The organism is Streptomyces sp. NPDC054883 (assembly GCF_053610645.1).
Map to the genome: position 1 here is coordinate 66,632 of NZ_JBSGYT010000018.1, position 24,523 is coordinate 91,154.

The 24,523-nt window shown below is 72.9% G+C and carries 21 protein-coding genes; 9 read left to right on the forward strand and 12 right to left on the reverse strand.

Translation table 11 applies throughout. From position 1 onward, the window contains the following. Window positions 1-47: 47 nt before the first annotated feature. The 6 genes from hflX to miaA all read right to left on the reverse strand — a co-directional run bounded on the left by hflX (window position 48) and on the right by miaA (window position 8,176). Window positions 48-1,553: a GTPase HflX gene (hflX, locus tag ACWGH1_RS15990; RefSeq protein ID WP_453354324.1), complete on the reverse strand. Its 1,506-nt coding sequence runs from the start codon at window positions 1,551-1,553 to the stop codon at window positions 48-50. A 260-nt stretch (window positions 1,554-1,813) separates the two neighbouring features. Beyond that, on the reverse strand, window positions 1,814-3,301 hold the full coding sequence (locus ACWGH1_RS15995; protein WP_453354323.1) for a M1 family metallopeptidase: 1,488 nt from the start codon (window positions 3,299-3,301) through the stop codon (window positions 1,814-1,816). 107 nt (window positions 3,302-3,408) lie between these two features. Continuing rightward, a complete protein-coding gene (locus tag ACWGH1_RS16000) occupies window positions 3,409-5,496 on the reverse strand; it encodes a RelA/SpoT family protein (RefSeq protein ID WP_453354322.1) in 2,088 nt (695 codons plus the stop codon). A 140-nt stretch (window positions 5,497-5,636) separates the two neighbouring features. Continuing rightward, window positions 5,637-6,512, reverse strand: coding sequence for a diaminopimelate epimerase (gene dapF / locus ACWGH1_RS16005; RefSeq protein WP_453354321.1), 876 nt, complete (start codon window positions 6,510-6,512; stop codon window positions 5,637-5,639). Window positions 6,513-6,535: 23 nt separating this feature from the next. After that, window positions 6,536-7,132, reverse strand: a complete 597-nt coding sequence (locus ACWGH1_RS16010) for a hypothetical protein (RefSeq protein ID WP_453354320.1) — start codon at window positions 7,130-7,132, stop codon at window positions 6,536-6,538. 105 nt (window positions 7,133-7,237) lie between these two features. After that, entirely contained in the window at window positions 7,238-8,176 is a 939-nt protein-coding gene (miaA, locus tag ACWGH1_RS16015; protein WP_453354319.1) for a tRNA (adenosine(37)-N6)-dimethylallyltransferase MiaA, read from the reverse strand. A 164-nt stretch (window positions 8,177-8,340) separates the two neighbouring features. Here miaA and ACWGH1_RS16020 point away from each other — a divergent pair, with 164 nt between their 5' ends. Beyond that, the gene (locus ACWGH1_RS16020) at window positions 8,341-8,547 is read left to right on the forward strand and encodes a hypothetical protein (RefSeq protein WP_453354318.1); all 207 of its coding nucleotides are present in this window, start codon (window positions 8,341-8,343) and stop codon (window positions 8,545-8,547) included. Between the two features lie 23 nt (window positions 8,548-8,570). Continuing rightward, a complete protein-coding gene (locus tag ACWGH1_RS16025) occupies window positions 8,571-8,816 on the forward strand; it encodes an antitoxin (protein WP_453354317.1) in 246 nt (81 codons plus the stop codon). Window positions 8,817-8,879: 63 nt separating this feature from the next. On the opposite strand, the gene ACWGH1_RS16030 is transcribed toward ACWGH1_RS16025, so the two are convergent. Together ACWGH1_RS16030 and miaB are read right to left on the reverse strand one after the other, a co-directional pair. Further along, window positions 8,880-9,590, reverse strand: coding sequence for a hypothetical protein (locus tag ACWGH1_RS16030; RefSeq protein WP_453408731.1), 711 nt, complete (start codon window positions 9,588-9,590; stop codon window positions 8,880-8,882). Between the two features lie 253 nt (window positions 9,591-9,843). Beyond that, window positions 9,844-11,367, reverse strand: a complete 1,524-nt coding sequence (miaB, locus tag ACWGH1_RS16035) for a tRNA (N6-isopentenyl adenosine(37)-C2)-methylthiotransferase MiaB (protein ID WP_453354043.1) — start codon at window positions 11,365-11,367, stop codon at window positions 9,844-9,846. Between the two features lie 120 nt (window positions 11,368-11,487). Between miaB and ACWGH1_RS16040 the strand changes: the two genes are divergently transcribed. Next, window positions 11,488-12,483, forward strand: coding sequence for a TAXI family TRAP transporter solute-binding subunit (locus ACWGH1_RS16040; protein WP_453354042.1), 996 nt, complete (start codon window positions 11,488-11,490; stop codon window positions 12,481-12,483). On the opposite strand, the gene ACWGH1_RS16045 is transcribed toward ACWGH1_RS16040, so the two are convergent. Continuing rightward, complete coding sequence (locus tag ACWGH1_RS16045; RefSeq protein ID WP_453354041.1) at window positions 12,473-13,477, reverse strand: ROK family protein; 1,005 nt, start codon at window positions 13,475-13,477, stop codon at window positions 12,473-12,475. The two genes, ACWGH1_RS16040 and ACWGH1_RS16045, sit on opposite strands and share 11 nt — an antisense overlap. 27 nt (window positions 13,478-13,504) lie before the next feature. Beyond that, the gene (locus ACWGH1_RS16050; protein WP_453354040.1) at window positions 13,505-14,671 is read right to left on the reverse strand and encodes a LacI family DNA-binding transcriptional regulator; all 1,167 of its coding nucleotides are present in this window, start codon (window positions 14,669-14,671) and stop codon (window positions 13,505-13,507) included. Window positions 14,672-15,039: 368 nt separating this feature from the next. Between ACWGH1_RS16050 and ACWGH1_RS16055 the strand changes: the two genes are divergently transcribed. Beyond that, window positions 15,040-16,320 (forward strand): glycoside hydrolase 5 family protein, encoded by a 1,281-nt coding sequence (locus ACWGH1_RS16055; RefSeq protein ID WP_453354039.1) that lies wholly within the window; start codon window positions 15,040-15,042, stop codon window positions 16,318-16,320. 86 nt (window positions 16,321-16,406) lie between these two features. Further along, window positions 16,407-18,533, forward strand: coding sequence for an endo-beta-N-acetylglucosaminidase (locus tag ACWGH1_RS16060; RefSeq protein WP_453354038.1), 2,127 nt, complete (start codon window positions 16,407-16,409; stop codon window positions 18,531-18,533). Window positions 18,534-18,536: 3 nt separating this feature from the next. Here ACWGH1_RS16060 and ACWGH1_RS16065 read toward each other — a convergent pair whose 3' ends face one another. After that, window positions 18,537-19,949 carry an ATP-binding protein gene (locus tag ACWGH1_RS16065; RefSeq protein WP_453408732.1) on the reverse strand — a complete coding sequence of 471 codons (1,413 nt, stop codon included), beginning with the start codon at window positions 19,947-19,949 and terminating at the stop codon, window positions 18,537-18,539. A 12-nt stretch (window positions 19,950-19,961) separates the two neighbouring features. Next, window positions 19,962-20,681, reverse strand: coding sequence for a response regulator transcription factor (locus tag ACWGH1_RS16070; protein WP_453356974.1), 720 nt, complete (start codon window positions 20,679-20,681; stop codon window positions 19,962-19,964). Window positions 20,682-20,950: 269 nt separating this feature from the next. Here ACWGH1_RS16070 and ACWGH1_RS16075 point away from each other — a divergent pair, with 269 nt between their 5' ends. From ACWGH1_RS16075 to ACWGH1_RS16090, 4 genes are all read left to right on the forward strand, one after another. Beyond that, the gene (locus ACWGH1_RS16075) at window positions 20,951-21,736 is read left to right on the forward strand and encodes an amino acid ABC transporter ATP-binding protein (protein ID WP_453356975.1); all 786 of its coding nucleotides are present in this window, start codon (window positions 20,951-20,953) and stop codon (window positions 21,734-21,736) included. A gap of 119 nt (window positions 21,737-21,855) precedes the next feature. After that, entirely contained in the window at window positions 21,856-22,707 is an 852-nt protein-coding gene (locus ACWGH1_RS16080) for a glutamate ABC transporter substrate-binding protein (protein ID WP_453356976.1), read from the forward strand. A gap of 82 nt (window positions 22,708-22,789) precedes the next feature. Further along, the gene (locus ACWGH1_RS16085) at window positions 22,790-23,464 is read left to right on the forward strand and encodes an amino acid ABC transporter permease (RefSeq protein WP_453357657.1); all 675 of its coding nucleotides are present in this window, start codon (window positions 22,790-22,792) and stop codon (window positions 23,462-23,464) included. Then, window positions 23,461-24,345, forward strand: coding sequence for an amino acid ABC transporter permease (locus ACWGH1_RS16090; RefSeq protein WP_453357656.1), 885 nt, complete (start codon window positions 23,461-23,463; stop codon window positions 24,343-24,345). Before ACWGH1_RS16085 ends, ACWGH1_RS16090 begins: the two co-directional genes overlap by 4 nt. The last annotated feature ends 178 nt before the right edge of the window (window positions 24,346-24,523 follow it).

Here is a 24,523-nt window from a genome sequence, read left to right on the forward strand (position 1 = left end):
CCCCGCCTCGGGCGGGGGCCCTCACTCATGTCACGGGGCCGGGCGGGTCAGTGCTTCGCGGGCACGTACGGCGCCAGGTCCGCCGCCAGTTCCTGGTGCACGCGGGCCTTGAGCAGGGTGCCCTCCGGGGTGTGCTCCTCGGAGATCACCTCGCCCTCGGCGTGTGCCCGGGCGATCAGCGAGCCGCGGGTGTACGGCACCAGTGCCTCCACCTCGACCTCCGGCCGCGGCAGCTCGGTGTCGATGAGCGCGAGGAGTTCCTCGATGCCCATGCCGGTCCGGGCGGAGACGGCGATGGAGTGCCGCTCGATGCGCAGCAGGCGCTGGAGGACCAGCGGGTCCGCCGCGTCCGCCTTGTTGATCACCACGATCTCGGGCACGTTGACCGCGCCGACCTCTCGGATGACCTCGCGCACCGCCGCCAGCTGCTCCTCCGGGGCCGGGTGCGAGCCGTCCACGATGTGCAGGATGAGGTCGGAGTCGCCGACCTCCTCCATCGTGGAGCGGAACGCCTCGACCAGGTGGTGGGGCAGGTGCCGGACGAAGCCGACGGTGTCGGCCAGGGTGTAGACCCGGCCGGAGGGGGTCTCGGCCCGGCGCACGGTCGGATCCAGGGTGGCGAACAGCGCGTTCTCCACCAGGACGCCGGCGCCCGTGAGGCGGTTGAGGAGCGAGGACTTGCCCGCGTTGGTGTATCCGGCGATGGCGACCGAGGGCACCTTGTTGCGGCGCCGTTCCTGCCGCTTGATGTCGCGGCCGGTCTTCATCTCCGCGATCTCCCGGCGCATCTTCGCCATCTTCTCGCGGATCCGTCGCCGGTCGGTCTCGATCTTGGTCTCACCGGGGCCTCGGGTGGCCATGCCGCCACCGCCGCCGCCACCCATCTGCCGGGACAGCGACGCACCCCAGCCGCGCAGCCGCGGCAGCATGTACTGCATCTGCGCGAGCGCGACCTGCGCCTTGCCCTCTCGGGACTTGGCGTGCTGGGCGAAGATGTCGAGGATCAGGGCGGTCCGGTCGACCACCTTCACCTTGACGACGTCTTCGAGGGCGATGAGCTGGCCGGGGCTGAGCTCGCCGTCGCACACGACGGTGTCCGCGCCGCTCTCCATGACGATGTCGCGCAGTTCGCGTGCCTTGCCGGAACCGATGAAGGTGGCCGGGTCGGGCTTGTCGCGGCGCTGGATCACGCCGTCGAGTACGAGGGCACCTGCCGTCTCGGCGAGCGCCGCGAGCTCCGCGAGGGAGTTCTCGGCGTCGTCCACCGTGCCGGAGGTCCAGACACCGACGAGTACGACGCGCTCCAGGCGGAGCTGTCGGTACTCGACCTCGGTGACGTCCTCGAGTTCGGTGGACAGGCCCACGACGCGGCGCAGGGCCGCGCGCTCGGACCGCTCGAACTGGTCGCCGTCGCGGTCTCCGTCGATTTCGTGGCTCCAGGCGACGTCCTCTTCCATCAGGGCATCGGCCCGAAGGCTCTCGGTGAAGCTCGGCGAGTCCTGCACGTCCTGTGCGTCCCGCGCGTCCTGGGAAGGGGAAGAAGAGGAGGTCATTGGATCCTTACGTCGATTCGGATGCGTCCGCGGGCGGCAGCTGCCGGAGCTGCTGCCGTGCGTGACATGAAACGGTCGTGACATAGCACTGCCAGGTTCAACGTGTCACACCGCCCGGAGATTCCCGGAGCCGGGGGCCCGGAAGACCCGCGGACCGGCCCGTCGATGGTGACATGCCCGTTCGGCGCCCGTCACACGCTTTTCGGACGGACGGACCGCCGCAGGGGCGCCGGCCGTCCCGTCCGGTGCCCCCGTCCGTCTCAGGCCTTCTTCGCCGTCTCGGTCTTCTTCGCCGCCTGCGGCTTCGCCGCCGTGGCGGCGCTCCATTCCGGATGTCCCGGCATCGGCGGGGTCGTCGTGCCGTACAGCCACGGCTTGAGGAAGGCCCCGAGGTCCCGTCCGGCCTCGCGTGAGGCCAGGCGTACGAAGTCCTCCGTGCCGGCCGTGGAGTCCGCGTTCTCGGCCACCCAGCGCCGCTCGACCCGGTCGAAGGCGTCGGCGCCGATCTCCTGGCGCAGGGCGTAGAGGATCAGCGCGGAGCCGTCGTAGACCACCGGCCGGAACAGCCCGATCTTCTCCCCGGGCGGGGCCGCCTTGGGCGCCGCCGGCGGGCCGCCGGCCGCCCGCCATTGGTCGGAGCGCTGGTACGCCTCGCGCATGCGCCGCTCCAGGGAGTACTTGCCGAGGCCGTCGGCGTAAAGGGCCTCGTACCAGGTCGCGTGTCCTTCGTTGAGCCACAGGTCGGACCAGGTGCGCGGGGTCACGCTGTCGCCGAACCACTGGTGGGCCAGCTCGTGGACCATGACGGACTCGACGTACCACTGGGGGTAGGCGTCGGCCGCGAAGAGGCCGCTCTCGAAGAGCGAGAGGGTCTGGGTCTCCAGCTCGAAGCCGGTCCTGGCGCGCGCGATGAGCACGCCGTAGTTCTCGAAGGGATAGCGCCCGACGCGCTTCTCCATCCACGCGATGTGCCCGGGGGTCTTCTTGAGCCAGGGCTCCAGCCGCTGCCGGTCGGCGGCCGGCACCACGTCGCGCAGCGGCAGCCCGTGCGGGCCGGTGCCGGACGGCACCGCCGAGGAGCCGACCGAGACCTGGGCGAGTTCGGTCGCCATGGGGTGCACGGTTCGGTAGGTCCAGGTGGTGGGCCGTCCCGAGCGCTCGGCCGGGAGGGTGGCGGGCAGGCCGTTGGCAACGGCCGTGAGACCGGCGGGGGCGGTGATCCGGAAGGTGAAGAACGCCTTGTCGGCGGGGTGGTCGTTGCACGGGAAGACCCGGTGGGCGGCGTCGGCCTGGTTGGCCATGGCGAGCCCGTCCTCGGTGGTCACCCAGCCGCCGTCGTCGCGGCCGCGCGGGTCGCTGGTGTGCCGGACGACGACGCGCAGCGCCGTATGGGCCGCCACCGGCCGCGCCGGGGTCAGTACGAGGTCCTCCCCGGCGCTCTCGAAGCGCGCGGGTTCCCCGTTGACCTCGGCGGACGCCACGGTGCCGTGGGTGAAGTCGAGGTTGACGCGGTCCAGGTCCGCCAGGGCCCGGGCGTCGATGACGGTGACCGCGTCGAGCGGGCTCTGGTTGTCCTTGTACGTGAAGGACAGGTCGTACGAGAGGACGTCGTAGCCGGGGTTGCCCAGCTCCGGGAAGAGGCGGTCGCCGATGCCGAGCGCCTTCGGTGGCGGCAGCACCGCGGCGACGAGGGTGAGGGAGGCCGCGGCGAGCAGCGCGGCGCGCAGGCGGGGGGAGGTGAGCTGCATCCACCATCGCTTACCAGTGGCCGGCGTCCCCTTGCGACCGGCGCGCGCCGGGGCCACCCGAACGAGGCGGCCGGACCGTGGACCGGCCTAGGGGCGGGCCGGGGACGCTAGGCGCGGCTGACGTCGTACACGCCCGGTACGTCGCGCATCGCCCGCATCAGCGCCGGCAGCCCGGCCGCGTCGGGGAGCTGGAGGGTGTACGTGTGCCGGACCCGCTGTTCGACGGGCGGTTCCACGGTCGCGGAGACCACCTCGACCCCCTCGCGGGCGATCGCCTCGGTCAGGTCGGCCAGCAGGTGCGGGCGGCCGAACGATTCGGCGACCAGCGTGACGCGGCAGTCGGCGGTGGCCCGCCAGTGCACGGCGACCGAGCTACGGCCCAGGGCACGCATCTGGGCCACGGCCGGGCAGTGGACGCGGTGCACGGTGACGGCCCCGCCCCGTACGACGAACCCGGCCACCGCGTCCGGCGGTACGGGGGTGCAGCAGCCGGCCAGCCGTACGTGCGCGTTCGGCAGGTCGGCGACGGCGTTGCCGCTGCCCCCGCGCGCGCCCACCACGGACAGGGGCGCCCGGGCGGCGGTGGTGGTGGCCGCGTCGCCGTCGGGGTGCGCTTCGAGCCAGCTGCTGATCGCGATCCGGGCGGCGGGGGTGGTGGCGTGCTCCAGCCAGTCGGCGGCCGGCCCGGAGGAGGAGTCCTGGGCGAGCAGCAGCTGCACGGTGTCGCCGTCGGACAGCCGGGAGGACAAGGAGGTGAGGCGCCCGTTGACGCGGGCGCCGATACAGCCGTGGGCCGCCTCGCCGTACTGGGCGTAGGCGGCGTCGATACAGCTGGCGCCGCCCGGCAGGGTCAGGGTGCGCGGGGAGGCGGTGCCGCTGTCCGCCCCGAACACGGTGATCTCCCCGTCCTGCGCGAGTTCGGCGCGCAGGACCGTCCAGAAGGTGTCGGGGTCGGGCGCGGACTGCTGCCAGTCGAGGAGGCGGGACAGCCAGCCGGGGCGGGTGGGGTCGACGCGTTCCTCGTCGCAGTCGGCGGCTTCGCCGGTGGTGTACGGGTTGCCGAGGGCGACCACGCCGGCCTCCGCGACGCGGTGCATCTGCCGGGTGCGGACGATGACTTCGGCGACGTGTCCGTCGGGCGTGGCGACGGCGGTGTGCAGCGACTGGTAGAGGTTGAACTTCGGGACGGCGATGAAGTCCTTGAACTCGGAGACCACGGGGGTGAAGCAGGTGTGCAGTTCGCCCAGCACCCCGTAGCAGTCGGCGTTCTCGGCGACCAGGACGAGGATGCGCCCGAAGTCGGAGCCCCGCAGCTCGCCGCGTTTCCGGGAGATGCGGTGGACGGATACGAAGTGCCGTGGGCGGATCACCACTTCGGCGGCGATGCCGGCGTCGCGCATGACGGAGCGCACGGAGTCGGCGATGGCGGGCAGCGGGTCGTTCTCGCCCGTGTGGGCGGCGATGAGCGCGCGGGTCCGCTCGTACTCCTCGGGGTGCAGGATCGCGAAGACGAGGTCTTCCAGCTCGGTCTTGAGGGCCTGGACGCCGAGCCGTTCGGCGAGCGGGATGAGGACGTCGCGGGTGACCTTGGCGATGCGTGCCTGCTTGTCGGGGCGCATCACGCCGAGGGTGCGCATGTTGTGGAGCCGGTCGGCGAGTTTGATGGACATGACGCGGACGTCGTTGCCGGTGGCGACGAGCATCTTGCGGAAGGTCTCGGGCTCGGCGGCGGCCCCGTAGTCGATCTTCTCCACCTTGGTGACGCCGTCGACGATGAAGCAGACCTCGTCGCCGAACTCCTCGCGGACCTGATCGAGGGTCACCTCGGTGTCCTCCACGGTGTCGTGCAGCAACGAGGCCGTCAACGTGGTGGTCTCCGCGCCGAGTTCGGCGAGGATGAGAGTGACGGCGAGCGGGTGTGTGATGTACGGCTCACCGCTCTTGCGCATCTGGCCGCGGTGGGAGGTCTCCGCGAGGAGGTACGCGCGCCGCAGAATGGACAGGTCGGCGTCCGGATGGTGGGCACGGTGGGCTTCCGCGACGTGTCCGATGGCGTCGGGCAGCCGGTCGCGGGACGGCGGGCCGAGCAGGGCGGCGCGTCCGAGCCGACGCAGGTCAAGCCTGGTCCGGCTCCGTCTGCGCAGCTCAGGGCGCGCTTCGGGATGTGCTTCGGGGTTCGTGGCCTCTGCACTCATGGGAACCTCCGGCGGCTTCGACCGGCGGTGGCGGGCATGGGGTGAGCCCTCAGGGCCGGTGCCTGATGTTACCGACCCCACCACGTGGCGCAGTCCACCTCTCGCACAGCGTGAAACGGATCACCCATTAGAGGGAAGCTTCAGGCGAAAGCCGTTTCGGTGAGCCAGGCCGCTTCGAACTCTCCGGACGCCACGATGACGGCCGGTCCGGTCATGTCGATCCGCCCGTCGGGGTGTTCGGTGATGAGGAGCGTGCCGCCGGGGAGGTCGACGGTGTACGTGACCGGCCGGCCGGTGCGGGCCGGGTCGGCGCCGTCCCGCCGGATGGCGGCCACGGCGACGGCGCAGGCGCCGGTGCCGCAGGAGCGGGTCTCGCCTGAGCCGCGCTCGTGGACGCGCATGGCGACGTGCCGGGGGCCGCGGTCGACGACGAACTCGACATTGACCCCCGTCGGGTAGGCGGACGCCGGGCTGAACGGCGGGGCGGTGAGCAGGTTCCCGGCGTCGTCGAGGCTTTCAACGAACGCCACGGCGTGCGGGTTCCCCATGTTCACGTTCCGCGCGGGCCAGGTGCGTTCGCCGACGGAGACGGTGACCTCACCTTCGGGCAGTTCGGCGCGGCCCATCGACACGGTCACGTCGCCGGTCTTGTCGAGGTGCACGTGCTTGACGCCGCCGCGCGTGGCGACGGCGAGGTCGCCGGGCTCGACGTGCCCGGCGTGCTGGAGGAAGCGGGCGAAGACGCGCACACCGTTGCCGCACATCTCGGCGACGGAACCGTCGCTGTTGCGGTAGTCCATGAACCATTCGGCTTCGCCGGCCAGGTGCGCGGCCTCGGGGTGGGCGGCGGACCGCACCACATGCAGCACTCCGTCCGCGCCGATGCCGGCCCGCCGGTCGCAGAGCTTGGCGACGGCACCCGCGGGCAGCTCGATGGCGTTGTCCGGGTCCGGGACGATCACGAAGTCGTTCTCGGTTCCGTGGCCCTTGAGGAAGGGGAGGGTGCTGTGCGTCACGGGCCCATCGTAAGGGACACCCTCTAGCGGAGCCGGGCCACCCGGTACGCGGCGAGGGCTACGACGGCCAGCGCGACCAGCGCGTACAGCCCCACCATGCGCCAGTCGGGGCTGCGGCCGCTGCCCCGCGGCGGGACCCCGGGCAGGGAGTAGCCGACCCGGCGCGCGGCCATCATCCCCCAGCCGCCGGCGCAGCAGCTGATGAGGAAGCCGAGCATGGCGACCACGGCTCCGCCGTCGCCGAACTCGAAGGCGAGGGGGAACGCGAACATGAGCGAGCCGGCGGCGGCCAGCATCACGATGGGGGTGATCTGCCAGATGCGCAGGCGGCGCTGCGGACGCAGTTCGACCTCGAACTCGGGACCGGTGGCGCCCTCGGCCGCGGTGTCCGGCGCGTCGGGGCCGTCCGGCGTCAGCCGGGCGGGGTCGGCGGGCAGCCCGAGCGCGCCGGGACCGTCGGGCCCGGCAGGCTGCGGTTGCGCTTCCTGTCGCGGTACCGGCCCGGAGGCAGGCTCCGGCGCGGGTCCGGCAGACTCGGCGGTCCCACGGTGAAGCATCGGGTCCGCTTCCCGTCCGGTGTCGTCCCGCCCAGTGTCACGAGGGCCGGCCTCCATAGCCACGCGCCCTCCCCACTCGGACTTCGTACGCCGCTGTTCAGCAGTTTGATGATGGCACGGTCCGGAGGCCGAGACGGGCGCACGGGGCTTCCCGATGCCATCACGTGATCAGGCTGTGACCGCTCGTTCGACCAACGACTGCGCGAGTCCGCCGAGTTCCCCCCGGTCGGCGGCGGCTCCGCTGAGCCAGTGCACGCGCGGGTCCCGGCGGAACCAGGAGTCCTGGCGGCGGGCGAAGCGCTTGGTGGCGCGGACGGTCTCGGCCCTCGCCTCGTCCTCGGTGCACTCTCCGACGAGGGCGGCCAGGACCTGCTGGTACCCGAGCGCGCGGGAGGCGGTGATCCCGCCGCGCAGCCCCCGCGCCTCCAGCGCCCGGACCTCGTCGACCAGCCCGGCCTCCCACATCCGGTCCACCCGCAGGGCGATCCGCTCGTCCAGCTCCGGCCTGGCCACGTCGACGCCGATCTGGACGGTCTCGTAGACGGATTCGTGGCCGGGCAGATTGGCGGTGTACGGCTGCCCGGTGATCTCGATGACCTCCAGGGCCCGCACGATCCGGCGGCCGTTGCTGGGCAGGATGGCGTGGGCGGCGTCCGGGTCGGTGGCGGCCAGCCGGGCGTGCAGGGCGCCGGGGCCGCGCAGGGTGAGCTCGTCCTCCAGCCGGGCCCGCACGGCCGGGTCGGTGCCGGGGAAGTCCATCGCGTCGAGCGCGGCACGGACGTACAGCCCGGAGCCGCCGACGAGGACCGGGGTGCGGCCCTCGGCGAGCAGTTTGTCGATCTCGGCGCGGGCCAGGCGCTGGTATTCGGCGACGCTCGCGGTCTCGGTGACGTCCCAGACGTCGAGGAGGTGGTGCGGAACGCCTCCGCGCTCCTGCGGCGTCAGCTTGGCGGTGCCGATGTCCATCCCACGGTAGAGCTGCATGGAGTCGGCGTTGACGACCTCCCCGCCGAAGTGATGGGCCAGGGCTACGCCCAGGTCGGACTTTCCGGCCGCGGTGGGACCGACGACGGCGATGACCCGCGGGGCGGGGGCTGCATTCCTCACTGCCCCAGTCTCGCAAACCCTGCGGCGGATCCCCGATCGAGTGACGTGACGGGACGCGGCCGGAGTCGTTGCCTTGGCGGGGTTCCCGGCCCGGCGCGCCCGGGGGAGGCCGGTCCGGCCGAGGCGGAACTCCACACGCACGAGTAACGTTTATGGGAGTAGACATGGGTGTTTTTGGCCGGTTTTTTGGCCGTAAGGATCAGGGTTCGACCGAAGAGGTGGTTCCCGAGGGCCTGACGGCCACGCCCGAGGAAGCGGAGGCCGTGCCGGCCGAGGCGGAGGGTCCGGCGGCGGAGGCCGTGGAGATCCCGAAGCAGCAGTCGGTGGAGGCCGCCGCTGACAGCGAGACCGGCGAGGGCGCCCGTACGTAGCTACCGGCAATGGAAGGTGACCCATGGGCCTCCTGGACAGTCTGAAGGCCAAGCTCGCACCGGCGAAGGACAAGGTCGGCGACCTCGCGCAGCAGCACGAGGGCAAGATCGGCGACGGTCTGGACAAGATGGCCAAGGTCGTGGACTCCAAGACCAAGGGCAAGTACAGCGACCAGATCACGAGCGGCGCGAGCAAGGCCAAGGGCGCCCTGGGCAAGATCGCCCACAAGGACGGTCCCGGCGGGCCGACGCCGCCGGCGGCTGCCTGACGCGGTCGGTGAAGGGGTGCGGGGTCCGGTGGGACCGCGCACCCCTTCCGCGTGCCCGGGGTTTCAGGACCAGGCGGCGACGAAGTACCCCACCCCGTACGGGGCGTCCTCGTACAGCAGCCGCCCGCCGAGCCCCGCCCCCTCGGCGGCGCCCGCGAGGACCTGCCAGGGCGCGCGGCCGGCGGCCTTGAGTTCGGCGGCGAGCGTGACGTCGAGAGCGGCGAGGGCGTCGGTGTCCGCGGCCGCGAGGGCCGTCGCGGCCGCGGCGTCGAAGGCTTCGGCCCGCTCGTCCAGGTAGCCCGGCGCCTTCAAGGTCCGGCAGGCGCTGCCGTCCCCCATGACGAGCAGGGCGACCCGGCCGTCCCGGGCGGCGAGGTCCCGGCCCGCGCGCAGGGCCTCCGCGGTGCCCAGGGACTCCGCCACCGCGAGCCCCTCGACGGGCGCGGCGCCCCAGCGGGCGTGGTCCAGCAGCCAGGCGCCGACGGCCAGGGCGGGCGGGAGGGCGCGCGTCCCGTCTTCTGGCCCCGCGCCGAGCCGTACGCCGGCCTCGACGCCGAAGCCGTGGAAGCCGCCGCGGGAGCCCTGGGGGTACGGGCCGGACTGCCCGGGCCCGGCCGCGCCCACGACGACCAGCAGGCCGGGGCGGGACGCGGCGAGCACGGCGAGCGCGTCCGAGCAGGCGGTACGGGCGGCGTCGAGTTCGACTGCGGCCCCCGCGGCGACCTCCGGCACGAGGAGCGGCGGGGCGGGACAGACTGCGGCGGCTACGAGCATGATCCGCAGCCTAGTCGTCGCCGGGCGGGGCGGGGGGTGGCTCGGCCGTACTCCGGCCGGAGCCTGCGCCTGCGCCGGGGCGGTTCGACTGCGGCGCCGCGGCGCGAGCGGCCCCGGCTGCGCCGGGCTTTCCGGGGCTCCGCCCCGGACCCCGCGCCTCAAATCGCCGGCGAGGCTGGAGTTGCCCGACCCCGCGCCTCGAACGCCGACGAGCCGGGTTTGGCCCCGCGCCCCCGGCGCGGCTGGATCCGTGTCAGGCCGACGGGGCCGCGCAGCCGGAGGCGGGGGCCGGGAGGGGGGCCGGGATGCCCAGGGTGGGGATGCCGAGCATGACGCCCGCGGGCTGGGCCGGGGCGGCGTTGCGCTTCTCCCACGCGTCGCCGGCGCGGGTCCGCCGCACGGAGCGGGTGGGGCCCTCGGCCAGCAGGTGGTGCGGGGCGGCGTAGGTGATGTCCACGGTCACGACGTCGCCGGGGCGGACCTCCTCGTCCGGCTTCGTGAAGTGCACGAGACGGTTGTCTGGGGCGCGGCCGGAGAGCCGGTGCGTGGCGCCGTCCTTGCGCCCCTCGCCCTCCGCGACCATGACGTCGAGGGTGCGGCCGACCTGCTTCTTGTTCTCCTGCCAGGAGATCTCCTCCTGGAGGGCGACCAGGCGCATGTACCGCTCCTGGACGACTTCCTTGGGGATCTGCCCCTCCATCTCCGCGGCGGGGGTGCCGGGGCGCTTGGAGTACTGGAAGGTGAAGGCGTTGGCGAAGCGGGCCTCGCGCACGACGTGCATCGTCTGCTGGAAGTCCTCCTCGGTCTCGCCGGGGAAGCCGACGATGATGTCGGTGGAGATCGCCGCGTGCGGGATGGCGGCGCGGACCTTCTCGATGATGGCGAGGAAGCGCTCCTGCCGGTACGAGCGGCGCATCGCCTTCAGGATCGGGTCGGATCCCGACTGGAGCGGCATGTGCAGCTGCGGCATCACGTTGGGGGTCTCGGCCATCGCCGCGATCACGTCGTCCGTGAAGTCGCGCGGGTGCGGCGAGGTGAAGCGGACCCGCTCCAGGCCCTCGATCTGCCCGCACGCCCGCAGCAGCTTCGAGAAGGCCTCGCGGTCGCCCAGGTCGGAGCCGTACGCGTTGACGTTCTGGCCGAGCAGCGTGACCTCACAGACGCCCTCGGCCACCAGGGCCTCCACCTCCGCCAGGATGTCGCCGGGGCGGCGGTCCTCCTCCTTGCCGCGCAGCGCGGGGACGATGCAGAAGGTACAGGTGTTGTTGCAGCCGACGGAGATCGAGACCCAGGCGGCGTACGCGGACTCGCGGCGGGTCGGCAGCGTCGAGGGGAAGGCCTCCAGCGACTCGGCGATCTCGACCTGCGCCTGTTCCTGGATGCGGGCGCGCTCCAGCAGTACGGGCAGCTTGCCGATGTTGTGGGTACCGAAGACCACGTCGACCCACGGGGCCCGCTGGACGATCGTGTCCCGGTCCTTCTGCGCGAGGCAGCCGCCGACGGCGATCTGCATGCCGGGGCGCTTGGTCTTCATCGGGGCGAGCCGGCCGAGGTTTCCGTACAGCTTGTTGTCGGCGTTCTCGCGCACGGCGCAGGTGTTGAAGACGACGACGTCGGCATCACCGTCGGAGCCCTCGGGCGCCCGCGCGTAGCCGGCGTCCTCCAGCAGACCGGAGAGCCGCTCGGAGTCGTGCACGTTCATCTGGCACCCGTAGGTGCGCACCTCGTAAGTTCCCTTGACGTCCACTGCCGTGCTCCGGTCGCTGCTGCTGGTCATGGAACAAGGGTAGGCGCTCGCCGCGGGCCCTCCGGTCCGCGGGGCGGCGGGGGCACCGGTCCGCCCTGCGCGGCCGCCGGGCCGTGACAGGACGGCGGACGGGGTGGCAGGATCGCCGGCGTGCACCTCGTACCGCCCCGCGTGAGCCGGCGTCGCGCCCTGTGGGGCCTGGCGGCGCTGCTGGCCGTCCTCGGACTGGCGGTGTGGTGGCTGAGGCCCTTCGGGGAGCCGGAGCCCAGGGGCGAGCTCACGTTCAGCACGGGGGTGCGCACCGGCGTCTACCACCGCTACGGGGAGCTGCTGGAGCAGGCGCTCGCGACGGACCTGCCCGGCGTGAAGGTCCGGCTGGAGCCCAGCGAGGGCTCCCAGCAGAACCTCCAGCGGGTGGCCGCCGGGGAGGCCGACTTCACCATCGCGACGGCGGACGCGGTCGCGAAGTACCAGCTCGACGGGAAACCGGGCGCCGGGCGGCTGCGCGGCGTCGCGCGGCTCTACGACGACTACGTGCAGCTGGTGGTGCCCGCCGGGTCGCCGGTGCAGTCGGCACGGGACCTGAAGGGCAAGCGGGTCGCGGTCGGCCAGGCCGGGTCCGGGGTGCGGCTGATCTCCGACCGGCTGCTGGCGGCGGCCGAGCTGGACCCGGCGAAGGACATCACCCCGGTGTCGATAGGCATCGACACCATGCCGGCGGAGCTGGAGGCCGGGCGGATCGACGCGTTCTTCTGGTCCGGCGGCCTGCCGACCACTGCGGTACGGGAACTGTCCGAACGGTTCGAGATCCGCCTCGTGCAGCTGGGCGACCTCGTGGAACGGCTCCAGGGCAGCGGCACCCCGTCCCGCTACTACCGGGCGGCGGTGATGCCGCAGGACGCGTACGCGCGCGCCCGCAACACTTCGGCGGTGGCCACGCTGGCGGTGCCGAACCTGCTGGTGACCCGGGACGACAGCAGTCCGGCGCTGACCGAGCGGTTCACCCGGACGGTGATCTCCAGCCGTGACCGGATCGGGCACGAGGTGCACGCCGCGCAGCTGGTGGACCTGCGGACGGCGATCTACACCGATCCGCTGGCCCTGCACGAGGGCGCGGCCCGCTACTACCGCTCGGTCAAGCCGTAGGCGCTGGCGGTCCGGTCAGCAGCATCGCCGCCGCGGCCGCCGCGCCGATCAGGCCCGCGTCGGTACCCAGGCGGGCCGGCACGACCCGGTGGTCCCGCACGAAGGACAGGGTCGCGTACGAGGCCAGGTGGCGCCGGATCGGCTCGAAGAGGGTGTCCCCGGAGGCGGCGACCCCGCCGCCGATCACCGTGATGCCGGTCTCGACCAGCGTGGCGGTGGCCGCGATGGCGGCGGCCAGGGCGCGTCCGGCCCGGTCGAACGCGGCCACGGCGACGGGGTCGCCGGTCCGGGCGGCGGCGGCCACGCCCGCCGCGGTGGCGTCCTGGTCCCCGACGGGGGTCCAGCCCTGGGCGAGGGCCCAGCGGGCGATGGCCGTACCGGAGGCGAGGGATTCGACGCAGCCCCGGCCGCCGCAGACGCACTTCTCGCCGTCGAAGGCGACGCTGATGTGGCCGATGTGACCGGCGTTGCCGGTGGGGCCGGGGTGGAGACGGTTGTTCAGGATCAGGCCGCCGCCGACGCCGGTGGAGACCACCATGCACAGGGCGTCGGCGTGGCCCCGGGCTGCGCCCAGCCAGTGCTCGGCCGCCGTCATGGCCACCCCGTCGCCCGCCAGCACGGCCGGGATCCGGGCGCCGTGAGCCGCGAGCTCCGCCGAGACCCGGTCCAGGACCGGGAAGCCGCGCCACGCGCCGATGTTGACCGGGCTGACCGTGCCGCGCGAGGTGTCGACCGGGCCGGCGCTGCCGACGCCGCAGCGGACCACCGACGGCCACAGGGGGCTCCGCGCGAGGTCGGCGACGACTTCGGCGACCGCGGCCATCACCCCCTCGGCGTCCGTCCCGCGCGGGGTCGGGCGGCGGGTGGTGGCAGTCATCGCGCCGTCGGGGTGCACCAGCGCGCCGGCGATCTTCGTCCCGCCGATGTCGATCGCCACGGTGGGGCCGTCGGCCGGGCCGGGCTGCGCGGAGGGGGCGGAGGGGGGAGTGGTCACGGCGGCGCTCCTGGAAGGGGTCGGGGTTCAGTATGCGGCCGGGGCCGGCGCCGTACTGTCGCGGGGTTCCAGCCGGGGCAGCTCGCTCTCCCGGACCCGGGGCGCGCCTCCCGCCAGTACGGCGAGCAGTTCCTCGGCGGCGAGCCGGCCGAAGCCCGCCGTGTCCCGGACCAGGGCGGTCAGCCGGGGGTGGGTGACCCGGCAGAGGGCCGAGTCGTCCCAGGCCACGAGGGAGAGCCGGGCGGGGACGGGGATGCCGAGGCCGGCGGCGACGGCGGCACCCGCCACCGCCATCACGTCGTTGTCGTAGATGAGGGCGGTGGGCGGCTCCGGGTCGGCGAGGACACGGCGGGTGGCGGCGGCGCCCTCGGCGTCGGAGTAGTCGGTCACCACCGACCGGACGTGGGCGGGGCCCAGCCGGTGCCGCTCGGCCCAGGCGCGCAGGGCGGCCATCCGGCGGGCGGTGTGGGCGAGGCCGGGCAGGCCCGCGACATGGGTGATCCGGCGGTGCCCGAGCCGGTGGAGGTGGTCCAGCACCTGGGCCATGGCCCCGGCGTCGTCCGCCCACACGGTGGACAGGGCGGCGGGCACGCCCTCCCGGCCGGGCGGGCGGTCCGGGCCGGCTGCGCCGTCCGCGGCGAGCGGCGCCGCCGTGGTGAGCGGCGCCGCCGTGGCGGTCGTGCCCGTCGTGGCGGTCGTGGCGGTCGTGGCGGTCGTGGCGGTCGTGGCCGACGCGCCGACCATCACCGCGGGCAGGCCCAGCCCGATCAGGAGCTCCGGCCGGGGGTCCTGTGTGCGCGGGTCCACGACGATGACGCCGTCCACGCGCCGTTCCGCCCACCAGCGCCGGTAGACCGCGCACTCCGCGTCGATGTCCTCCACCACCTGGAACAGGAGCGCTATCCCTCCGGCCGCCAGCACCTCCTGTACGCCCGAGACGAGTTGGAGGAAGAAGGACTCCACCCCGAGGGTGCGGGCGGGCCGCGCCAGGACCAGCCCCACCACACCGGCGCGCGCCCCGGACAGGGCCCGGGCCGCGCTGTTGGGCTGCCAGCCGAGCTCTTCGGCGACGCGCCGGATGCGGGCCCGGGTGTCCCGGGAGACTCCCGGCCGGCCGTTGAGCGCGAAGGAGACGGCGCTCTCCGACACTCCGGCCCGGCGGGCGATGTCCTTGATGGTGGGTCTGCGGGCCATGGCCGGCTCATCCTCCTGCGGTGGCGCGAACTGCGATGGCCGGACCGTACGCGATCCTGCCCCGGCAGACCGCTTCCTCCGCGGTGCGGGGGAACCTCGGGGAGGCGGACGTACGGCGGGTCCGCGGTGGGCGGAAGTCCCCACCGGAATAAGGAAGTTCGGCAGGGGGCGGCGCGACGGAACTCGGGTAAACCGCATTAGCGCACTCCTGCCGCCGAGCCGGCTCAAGCGCATGAGCGCGTTCGCCGACAGGGATGTCGCCCCGGCCCCGGCCTGCGCGCCCGGCTCGTATCGCCCTGTTGACTTACTCCTCGACTCCCGGCAGTTTTCGATGAGTCCGGTGAATTCCTCCGAACTCCGGGACCCTCATGCCCGACGGCCACCCCCCTCCGGTCCGCGCCCCGCGCTTCGGGGTCAACTACACGCCTGCGCGCGGCTGGTTCCACCACTGGCTGGACTTCGACCTCGACGACGTACGGCCCGACCTCGACTCGATCGCCGCCCTCGGCCTGGACCACCTCCGTGTCTTCCCGCTCTGGCCGGTGTTCCAGCCGAACCGCACGCTGATCCGGCCGCGCGCGGTCGAGCAGCTCGTCGCGCTCGCCGACGCGGCCGCCGAGCGCGGACTGGACGTCGCCGTGGACGGCCTGCAAGGCCACCTGTCGAGCTTCGACTTCCTGCCCGCGTGGACCGGGACCTGGCACCGGCGCAACATCTTCCGTGACCCCGACGTGGTCGCCGCGCAGGAGGAGTACCTGACCACGCTGGCCGCCGCCCTGGCGGACCGGCCCAACTTCCTCGGCATGACGGTGGGCAACGAGATCAACCAGTTCGCCGGCGCCCCGCACCCCGACCCCGACCGCATCGACGCCGCCCAGGCCGCCCGCTGGCTGGAGCGGATGCTGGCCGCCTGCGACAAGGGCGCTCCCGGGCGGTTCCACGTGCACGCCGAGTACGACGCCGCCTGGTACCAGGACGGGCACCCCTTCACCCCGGCCCAGGCGGCCCGGCTCGGCGCGGCCACCGCCGTGCACTCGTGGGTGTTCAACGGCACGGCGCAGCGCCACGGGGCCGCCGGGACGGCGACCGAGCACCATGCCGCGTACCTGATCGAGCTGGCCAAGGCCTGGGCGGCGGACCCGCACCGGCCGGTGTGGCTCCAGGAGGTGGGCGCCCCGGCTCCGCTGATCCCGCCGGAGCGGGCCGCGCATTTCACCGAAGCCACCTTGGCCAACGCCCTGGACTGCCCGGACGTGTGGGGCGTGACCTGGTGGTGCTCGCACGACGTGTCCCGGGAGCTGGCGGACTTCCCGGAGCTGGAGTACGGGCTCGGCCTGTTCACCAACGACCGCCGGGTCAAGCCCGCCGGAGAGGCGCTGGCCCGGATCGCCGCCCTGTGGCGGGGCCGCGAGCACCGGCCCGCGCCCCGTTCGACCGCGCTCGCCGTCGACGTCGGCGGGGCGGAGGACGCCCCCGGCCGGTCGGTGTGCGCTCCGGGCGGGGCGTTCTTCGAAGCCTGGGCCGTGCTGACGGCCCGCGGGCTGCGCCCCGCGGTGGTCCTGGCGGACCTCGCCCGGGATCCGGCGCACCTGTCCGCGCGCGGCATCACCGAGGTACTGCACGTGCCCGACGTCACCGGCACCACCTGACCCGGCCCCGACGCACCGCCCCCGCACGTGTCCGAAGCCACCGGCACCGCCTGACCCCGCCCCGACGCCCCGCCCGAGGAGCCCCCGTGCCCGAGTCCGGCAGCAGCGCCGACCCCCGTATCCCCGCCGCCCGGGCCCGACCGAGCCGGCGCGGGGTGCTCGCCGCCGGGGCGGCCTCCGCGGCGGGCGCCCTGCTGGGGGCGCAGACCCCGTCCCGGGCCGCCGCCGCGGCCACGCCGATCACGCCGCCCACCGCGCCCGCCCTGGCCCCGTACGCCTCCTACTGGTTCCCGGACTCGCTCCCCCAGGGCGCTCCCGGTCCCGGGATCACCTGGCGCTCCCTCGCGCGGTGGTCGCCCGGATCGGACCCCGACCTGGCCCACAACGCCGCGAGCGTTCCCCTCGCGCCCCGGTTCACGCCGGTGCCGCCGAACACGGCAGCCCGCGCCGGCCAGGCCCGTATCGCCGCCCTGGTCTCCTTCGCGCCGACCGCCGGGAACCCCTCCCAGGGTTCCGCGACCGCCGACTACTACGCCCTCACCCACTGGGCGTACCTCGACGAGCTGGTGTTCTGGGGCGGCTCCGCCGGCGAGGGCATCGTGCTCGCGCCGAACGCGCCCGTCATCGACGCCGCCCACCGCAACGGGGTCCGGGTCCTGGGCAACGTCTTCCTGCCGCCCGTCGCGTACGGCGGCGACCTCCAGTGGACCCGGGACCTGGTCCGGCGCGACGGCCTGGGCCGGTTCCCGACCGCCGGGAAACTCGTCCAGGTAGCGCGGGCGTACGGCTTCGACGGCTGGTTCGTCAACGCCGAGACCGACGGCGGGGACAGCATGCTCGCCACCCGGATGCGGGAGTTCCTGCGCGCGCTGCGCACGGCCGGTGAGCCGCACGGCCTGCGGATCACCTGGTACGACGCCATGAACAGCACGGGCAGCGTCGGCTGGCAGGGCGAACTCGACGCACTCAATCAGGAGTTCTTCGAGGACCGGGCCGGCCGGGTGGCGGACACGATGTTCGTGGACTTCCGCTGGACCGCGCGCTCCCTGGCCGCTTCCGGCGCGCTCGCGGAGCGACTGGGCCGCAGCCGGCACGAGTTGTGGGCGGCCGTGGACACCGAGTCCCGGGGCTGGGACACGCCCGTCGACTGGGACGCCATCGTCCCGCGCGAGCGCGACCACGTGGTCAGTTACGGCCTCTACCGGCCCGAATGGACCCTCGGACACCTCTCCGACCGCTCCCCCGGCGCCTTCCACGCGGCCGACGACCGCTTCTGGACGGGCGAGTCCCTCGACCCGGCCCGGCCGGCGCCCGAATCCGGCTGGCGCGCTCCGGCGACCGTCGTGGCGGACCGCTCGACCGTCGCGGCGCTGCCCTTCGGCTGCGCCTTCAACACCGGGCACGGGCTGCGCTGGTACGAGGACGGGGAGGTCGCCTCGGACGCGCCGTGGAACCACCTCGGGCTCCAGGACCGGCTCCCGGGCCGACGCTGGGCGGTGGCCACCAGCGGGCGGCGCCCGGCGGTGACCCTGGACTTCGCCGACGCCTGGCGCGGCGGCTCCAGCCTGCTCGTGGCGGGCGCGCTCACCGCGCCGGTCGTCATCGGCCTGCACTCCACCCGGCTGCCGCTGTCCGCTCCCGCCATCGTCGAACTGGTCCACGCCGCCGAGTCGGGCACGGTCGGGTTGGAGATCGGGATCGCCCTGCGCGAGCCCGCCGCCCCGGGCGGCCCGCTCCCGTACACCTGGCTCACGACGGCGGCCCGGAGCACCGGGCGGCGTTGGCTCCGCGCCCGGGCGGTGCTCGATCCGCCGCCCGGGACGACCGGGTACGGGCTCGCCGTACGGATCACCCCGCGCGGAACCGTACCGGTGCGCTGGCGGCTCGGGGCCCTGACGGTACGCGACACCGCGCCGCGGCGACGCCCGGCCGCCCCGGGTGCCCTGAAGGTGGACGCCTCGGCCCAGCGGGACGGCACGGCCGAGCTCCGCCTCTCGTGGCGCCGGGCAGCCGGGCCGGTCCGCCACTACGAGCTGCACCGACGCCTGCCCGACGGCACCCGCCGGTTCCTCGGCGGCACCTGCGGCACGGCCCTGTACCTTCCCGCCGTCACCCGCGCCGGCCGGGAGCCGGCGGCCGCCTTCGAGGTCCGGGCCGTCGACGAGCTGTACGCCGGCTCCGCCGCGGCCCGCGCCACCCTCGGGTGGGCGTGAGCGTCAGGAAGCCTGCGGGGCGGTGCGCGGGACCGTCACCGTCACGCGCAGCCCGTGGGGCGGGTTCGTCTCGTACGCGAGGGATCCGCCGCCCGAGGCGAGCAGCGCCCGCGAGATGGACAGCCCGAGGCCGGAGCCCTTGACGTTCTGGTGGCGTCCGCTGCGCCAGAAACGGTCGCCGACCCGCTGGAGCTCCTCCTCGGTGAGGCCGGGTCCGCGGTCGGCGACGACGACGTGGACCGAGCGGTCCCGCGCGGTGACCGAGACTTCGACTTCCTCGCCCCCGGGGGTGAACTTGAGGGCGTTGTCGATGACGGCGTCCAGTGCGCTGGACAGCGCGATGGGATCGGCCCACCCGGTGACGGCGGCCGGGCCGGTCTCGATCAGCCGTACGCCCTTCTCCTCGGCGTAGGGCCGCCAGGCGGTGACCCGCTCGGCGGTGAGTGCGCCGATGTCGGTGAGGGTGATCTCGGCGGTGGCGTGCTCGGCCAGCGCCAGGTCCAGCAGGTCGTCGAGGACCTGGGTGAGGCGTTTGCCTTCGGTGCGTACGGAGGCGATCTCCTCGTTGCCCTCCGGCAGTTCGAGGGCGAGCAGCTCGATCCGCAGGAGCAGCGCGGCCAGCGGGTTGCGCAGCTGGTGGGAGGCGTCGGCGACGAACGCCCGCTGCTGTTCCAGTACGTCTTCGACGTTGTCGGCCATCTCGTTGAACGAATGGGCCAGGCGGCGGAGTTCCGGCGGGCCGCCGGCGGCGGCGACCCGGGAGTTCATCCGCCCGGTCGCGATGCCGTGGGCGGCGGCGTCCAGGGTCCGGACGGGCTTGAGGACCCAGCTGGTGAGCCGCAGGGCGGCCCCGAAGGCCAGCAGCATGGCGGCGGCGAGGCCGCCCGCGATCAGCAGCCAGCCTTGCAGGATCCGGGCCCGCAGCTGCCCGGTGGGGGATTCGGTGACGACGACGGCGACGACGTCCCCGTCGAGGACGACCGGGGAGGCGACGAGCAGCTTCCCCTGGGTCTGCCAGGGCCACACCTGGCCCGGGTCGTGGCTGCGGCGTCCGGCGAGTGCCTCCTCGAAGGCCCGGCGGCCCTCGCCGGACTCCGGGAGCTGCCACCACCCGGGGGCGCGGACCATGGCGTTGTCGTCGCGGTAGAAGATGCCGACGCGGATGCCGTACAGCTCCTGGTAGCGGGCCAGTTCCAGCTGGAGGGTCTCGCGGCGCTGGTCGGCCCCGGTGGCGGCGGAGCCCTCGGAGTCGATGACGAACTGGGACAGGGCGGCGAAACGGGCGCTGTCGTCGATCCGGTCGACCACCACCCGCTGCTGCTGGCCGGCGGCGAGGCTGACGGCGAGCGGGAAGCCGAGGGCGAGCAGGACGCCCGCCATGAGGACGACGAGCAGGGGAAGCAGGCGGGCGCGCACGAGGAGGACCCGCTAGGGGGCGGGCGGGGCGACGAGCCGGTAGCCCACCCCGCGGACGGTCTCGATGAGGGCGGGCATGCGCAGTTTGGAGCGCAGCGAGGCGACGTGGACTTCGAGGGTCCGCCCGGTGCCCTCCCAACTGGTGCGCCACACCTCGCTGATGATCTGCTCGCGCCGGAACACCACACCGGGTCGCTGCGCGAGCAGCGCGAGCAGGTCGAACTCCTTGCGGGTGAGCGCGACGTCCGCGCCGTCCACGGTGACGCGGCGGGTGGGCAGCTCGATGGCGACGGGACCGAGCCGGACCGTCGACGGCGCGCCGGTCCCGGTGGCGGCGGCCTCCTCGGAGGCACCGGTGCGGCGGGCCACGGCATGGATGCGGGCGAGGAGCTCGCCGGTGTCGTACGGCTTGACCACGTAGTCGTCGGCGCCCATGTTCAGGCCGTGGATGCGGGAGCGCACGTCGCCGCGCGCGGTCACCATGATCACGGGAGTGGCGGTGCGCTTGCGGATCTTGCCGCAGACCTCGTAGCCGTCCTGGTCGGGCAGGCCGAGGTCGAGCAGGATCACCCCGTAGGGGGTGGTGACGGAGGCCGGGGCACCGGCCGGGAGCAGGGCGTGCAGGGCCTCCTCGCCGCTGCGGGCGTGGGTGACCTGGAAGCCGTGCCGGGCGAGGATCGCGGACAGCGCGGCGGCGACGTGGTCGTCGTCCTCGACGAGCAGCAGTCTCACGGGGTCCCCTTCCTCGGTCGGTCGATGGCACACGGCGTGGCCACCCTGCATCCACGCGGATGCGGAGGCCCACGTCAAGAGGGTTCCGGTCGCGCGGGTCTTCCGTTATGCACCCGGTACGCGTAAGAAGGCCACGGACCGCGGTCGCCCACGGAGCGTATCCGGGCGAGGCCGGATCGTTATGCTCAATTCTCCCTCAGATGTGATGACGGTGTGAGCACCTCGTCACTACTGTCCTCCCAACCGACGGAGGACGGAGCAAGAAGCCGATGAGCGGAGTATCAGTGACCAAGGACGTTCAGGACGCGGCGGGAGCCGCGGACGGCCTGGTCGTACTGAGCAACGTCAACAAGCACTTCGGCGCGCTGCACGTGCTTCAGAACATCGATCTGAGCATTGCCCGCGGTGAGGTCGTCGTGGTGATCGGTCCCTCGGGATCGGGCAAGTCCACGCTGTGCCGGACCATCAACCGGCTGGAGACGATCGACTCGGGGACCATCACGGTCGACGGCAAGGAACTGCCCTCCGAGGGCAGGGAACTGGCACGGCTGCGGGCCGATGTCGGCATGGTCTTCCAGTCCTTCAACCTGTTCGCGCACAAGACGGTGCTGCAGAACGTGATGCTGGGCCAGCGCAAGGTCCGCAAGACGGACCAGGCGGCGGCGCTGGAGAAGGCGAAGTCGCTGCTCGACCGGGTGGGGGTCGGCTCCCAGGCGGACAAGTACCCGGCGCAGCTCTCCGGTGGCCAGCAGCAGCGCGTGGCGATCGCCCGGGCGCTGGCGATGGACCCGAAGGTGATGCTCTTCGACGAGCCGACTTCGGCGCTCGACCCGGAGATGATCAACGAGGTGCTGGAGGTCATGCAGCAGCTCGCCCGTGAGGGGATGACGATGGTGGTCGTCACGCACGAGATGGGCTTCGCCCGCTCCGCGGCCAACCGGGTCGTCTTCATGGCCGACGGGAAGATCGTCGAAGAGGCGACGCCGGAGCAGTTCTTCGCCAACCCGCGCAGCGACCGCGCCAAGGACTTCCTGTCGAAGATCCTGCACCACTGACCGTCTCGTCTGGTAGTGATCCGGTGTCAGAACGGTCCAGACCGCTGACGCGCCCGGACCCGCCGGCGGAGCATGTCTCGCTCGGCGTTCAACAACGTCTCATCCGAGGGAAGTTCACGATGAAGGTTTACAAGGCCGGTGCGGCCGTTGCCGCGGCCGTCGCTCTCGCCCTGACCGCGACCGCGTGCGGCGGCGGCGGCAACAAGGCCTCCGACAGCGGGGCGAGCGGTGACGCCAAGAAGGACAAGATCGTCATCGGCATCAAGTTCGACCAGCCGGGTGTCGGCCTGAAGACCCCCGATGGCAAGTACACCGGCTTCGACGTCGACGTGGCGACCTACGTGGCCAAGGAACTCGGCTACCAGCCCGACCAGATCGAGTTCAAGCAGGCCATCAGCTCCGAGCGCGAGAACCTGATCGCCAACGGCGACGTCAAGCTGGTCGTCGCGAGCTACTCGATCAACGACAAGCGCAAGGCCAGGGTCGACTTCGCCGGCCCGTACTTCCTCGCGCACCAGGACCTGCTGGTCCGCGCCGACGACACCTCGATCACCAAGGCCGAGGACCTCAACAAGAAGAAGCTCTGCTCGGTCACCGGCTCCACGTCGGCGCAGAACGTCAAGACGAAGCTGGCCCCCGAAGCCGACCTCCAGGAGTTCCCCGGCTACTCCGAGTGCCTCACCGGCCTGGAGAACAAGGCCGTGGACGCGCTGACCACGGACAACTCGATCCTGGCCGGCTACGCCGCGCAGGAGAAGAACAAGGGCAAGTTCAAGCTGGTCGGGCTGAGCCTGAGCAACGAGAACTACGGCATCGGCCTGAAGAAGGGCGACAAGGACCTGCAGACCAAGGTCAACGCCGCGCTGAAGAAGATGGTCGCGGACGGTGCCTGGGACGCGGCCGTGAAGAAGAACTTCGGCCCGGCCGACTACAAGAACGAGCCTGCCCCGCAGATCACCGAAGGCAGCTGATTCCTCGGTGAGGAGCGTCGCCGCCCGCCTGTCGCGGGCGGCGGCGCACCTCACCGGCCATCCTGGGAGAGCGCAGGGCAACGTGTTCGATTTTCTTGATTCCGGGCAGTACGACCTGCTCGGAGCCTTCTGGGTGACGGTTCAGCTCACCCTCTACTCGGCGGCGGGCTCCCTGTTGTGGGGCATCGTCCTGGCCGGGATACGGGTCAGCCCGGTCCCGCTGATGCGCGGCTTCGCCGCCGTGTACGTCAACGTGGTGCGCAACACCCCGTTGACCGTGCTGATCCTCGCCAGCTCGCTGGGCCTCAGCCAGACCCTGGGCGTCAATCTCGGCGGCACCACCTTCAAGGAGACCGGCTTCCGGCTGGCCGTCCTCGCGCTGGCCGCCTACACCGGCACCTTCGTCTGCGAGGCGCTGCGCTCCGGCATCAACACCGTGCCCGTGGGGCAGGCCGAGGCCGCCCGCGCGCTGGGCCTGAGCTTCTTCCAGGTCCTCACGCTGATCGTGCTCCCCCAGGCCTTCCGGGCGGTCATCGCACCCCTCGCGAACGTACTGATCGCCCTCACGAAGAACACCACGGTGGCCGCGGCCATCGGTGTGGCCGAGGCAGCCCTGCTGATGAAGGAAATGATCGAGAACGAGGCGGACGCGCTCTTCGCGGTCTTCGCGGTGTTCGCCTTCGGCTTCGTCGTCCTGACCCTGCCCACCGGCCTGCTGCTGGGCTGGGTGGCCAAGCGAACGGCGGTGAAGCGATGAGTACCGTGCTGTACGACACACCCGGCCCGAAGGCCAAGCTGCGCAACTGGATCTACTCCGCCGTCTTCGTCGTGCTGCTCGGCCTGGTCCTGTGGTGGGCGCTGGGCCTCATGGCGGACAAGCACCAGCTCGACGGCGACAAGTGGAGCCCGTTCGTCACCGATGGCCAGGTCTGGACGACGTTCCTGATCCCGGGCCTGCTGGTAACGCTCAAGGCCGGTGTGATCGCCATGGTGATCGCGCTGCCGCTGGGCGCGCTGCTCGGCATCGGCCGGCTCTCCGACCACCGTTGGGTGCGGGTCCCGGTCGGCGCGGTCGTGGAGTTCTTCCGCGCCATCCCGGTCCTGATGCTGATGCTGTTCGGCAGCGCCCTGTACGTGCAGTACTCGAGCGTCGAATCCGATGTCCGGCCGCTGTACGCGGTGGTCACCGGCCTGGTCCTCTACAACGCCTCGGTCATCGCCGAAATCGTCCGGGCCGGCATCCAGTCGCTGCCGCGCGGCCAGACGGACGCGGCCAAGGCGATCGGCATGCGCAAGGGCCAGACCATGGCGTACGTCCTCCTCCCGCAGGCCGTCACGGCCATGCTCCCGGCGCTGGTGAGCCAGCTCGTGGTGATCCTCAAGGACACCGCGATCGGCGGCGCGATCCTCGGCCTGGGCGAGCTGCTGTCGATGAACCGGCAGATCTCGGCGAACTACAGCAACACGATCCCGACCCTCATCGTGATCGCGGCGCTGTACATCGCGGTGAACTACGCCCTCGCCTCGTCCGCCTCCTGGCTGGAGGCCCGGCTGCGCCAGTCGAAGAAGAGCACCGGCGCGGTGGTGGGCGTGGCGGAGGCCAGCGACCTTGCCACCGGGGCCAATAGCGCGGCGTGAGCCCCGGCCGTCGGCCGGCGGCGCTCCACGGATGCTCCACTGGCTGCCGGTAAGTCCGCTGATGCGAAGTCAGTCATAGTGCGTAGCCTGTGTGGTGGGGGGGGTTCCTGCCCCCCCCCCCACAGTGCGGTTCGGGACGGTGTTAAATTTAGCAGGGACCAACACGGCGGTTGATAAC

What these genes read in the sequence shown, in the direction of transcription:
- hflX (WP_453354324.1), bottom strand. Translation starts at nt 1,553, where the DNA reads ATGACCTCCTCTTCTTCCCCTTCCCAGGACGCGCGGGACGCACAGGAC.
- ACWGH1_RS16020 (WP_453354318.1), top strand. Translation starts at nt 8,341, where the DNA reads ATGGGTGTTTTTGGCCGGTTTTTTGGCCGTAAGGATCAGGGTTCGACC.
- ACWGH1_RS16030 (WP_453408731.1), bottom strand. Translation starts at nt 9,590, where the DNA reads ATGCTCGTAGCCGCCGCAGTCTGTCCCGCCCCGCCGCTCCTCGTGCCG.
- ACWGH1_RS15995 (WP_453354323.1), bottom strand. Translation starts at nt 3,301, where the DNA reads ATGCAGCTCACCTCCCCCCGCCTGCGCGCCGCGCTGCTCGCCGCGGCC.
- ACWGH1_RS16080 (WP_453356976.1), top strand. Translation starts at nt 21,856, where the DNA reads ATGAAGGTTTACAAGGCCGGTGCGGCCGTTGCCGCGGCCGTCGCTCTC.
- ACWGH1_RS16055 (WP_453354039.1), top strand. Translation starts at nt 15,040, where the DNA reads ATGCCCGACGGCCACCCCCCTCCGGTCCGCGCCCCGCGCTTCGGGGTC.
- miaB (WP_453354043.1), bottom strand. Translation starts at nt 11,367, where the DNA reads ATGACCAGCAGCAGCGACCGGAGCACGGCAGTGGACGTCAAGGGAACT.
- ACWGH1_RS16090 (WP_453357656.1), top strand. Translation starts at nt 23,461, where the DNA reads ATGAGTACCGTGCTGTACGACACACCCGGCCCGAAGGCCAAGCTGCGC.
- ACWGH1_RS16025 (WP_453354317.1), top strand. Translation starts at nt 8,571, where the DNA reads ATGGGCCTCCTGGACAGTCTGAAGGCCAAGCTCGCACCGGCGAAGGAC.
- ACWGH1_RS16000 (WP_453354322.1), bottom strand. Translation starts at nt 5,496, where the DNA reads ATGAGTGCAGAGGCCACGAACCCCGAAGCACATCCCGAAGCGCGCCCT.
- ACWGH1_RS16075 (WP_453356975.1), top strand. Translation starts at nt 20,951, where the DNA reads ATGAGCGGAGTATCAGTGACCAAGGACGTTCAGGACGCGGCGGGAGCC.
- ACWGH1_RS16050 (WP_453354040.1), bottom strand. Translation starts at nt 14,671, where the DNA reads ATGGCCCGCAGACCCACCATCAAGGACATCGCCCGCCGGGCCGGAGTG.